Raw genomic sequence first — 1,146 nt, 5'->3', positions numbered from 1 at the left:
GTCGGGGTCGGCGTCGGGTAGCCAGGTGAGTACCTGGCCGGCTCGGCGTCGGAAGCCGGGATCCGGGTCGTCCCGGGCCAGTTCGGTGAGGAGTTCTCTGGTCTGGTGGTCGTCGCCGAAGTGGGTGCCGAGGGCTTGCACGGTGGCGGCCCGCACTGACCAGTCCTGGTCGCGTAGCCGTTCCACGAAGAGGGTGCGGACTTCGGGGTGTTCGGCGAGGTGTTCGCCGAGTACTCGGAGTGCCTCGCGGCGTACTTGTACGTCCTTGTCGTTGCCGGCCCGTTCGATCAGCAGTTCGCGTACGGCCCGGTCGGCGCCGAAGTGCTCGCCGAGGATGCGTACGGCCACGGTGCGGATCTGTGGGTCCTCGCCGGTGGCCCGGGCCATCAGGACTTCGCACTGCTCGACGTCGGTGCCGAGCCGGGTGGCGAGTTCGACGGCGGCTTCGTGTACGAGTTCGGCGTCGGGGTCGTGCCGGATTCGTTCCAGTAGTGCCTCTCGGACGTCGGCGTCGATGCCGAGCCGCTGTACCAGTAGGCGTACGGCGGCGAGCCGGAGCCGGGCGTTGCTGTCGCCGTGTACTCGTCCGGTGAGTAGGTCGTGTACGTCGTCGCGGGACGCGCCGCGTTCTACCACTGCCGTGGCGGCGAGGGCGAAGACGGCGGCGTCCGGGTCGTGGTGTGCCCGGTCGACCAGTACGTGGTGGACCTGTTCGGATAGTTGCGGCTCTCGGGTCAGTGCGCGGAGTGCGGCGAGCCGTACCTCGGCGTCGGGGTCGTTGCGGGCTCGGTCGAGGATCACTTCCCGGGTGGCGGGATCGCGGCGTGCGGTGTCGGCGAGGGCGTTGACGGCGGCGAGGCGGACGGTCGCGTCGGAGTCGTCCCGGGCGAGCCCGGCGAGTACCTCGGAGACGGCGGAGTCCATTCCGACTCGCTCGATCAGGGCTCGGGCGGCGACCAGCCGGATTCGGGCGTCCCGGTCTCGTAGGGCGAGTTCGCCGAGTGCGGCGCCGACCGAGGCTTCGGCGCCGATGTCGTCGGTCAGGGCCCGGGCGGCGAGCAGGCGTACGTCGGCGTCCCGGTCGTGGCGGGCGGTGGTGACCAGCAGCTCGATCAGCGCGGGGTCCCGCTCGAAGGACTCCACCAG

The 1,146-nt window shown here is 70.9% G+C and carries 1 protein-coding gene; it reads right to left on the bottom strand.

The features are described from left to right. Positions 1-1,146 (bottom strand): HEAT repeat domain-containing protein (locus AAH979_RS43025; protein WP_346263877.1); only part of this gene is annotated, 1,146 nt, incomplete at both ends.

It is taken from the genome of Plantactinospora sp. ZYX-F-223, assembly GCF_039649625.1.
In the GTDB taxonomy this organism is placed as follows: domain Bacteria; phylum Actinomycetota; class Actinomycetes; order Mycobacteriales; family Micromonosporaceae; genus Plantactinospora.
The sequence above is the reverse complement of the archived record's forward strand: the minus strand, read 5'-3'. Positions and strand labels throughout refer to the sequence as shown.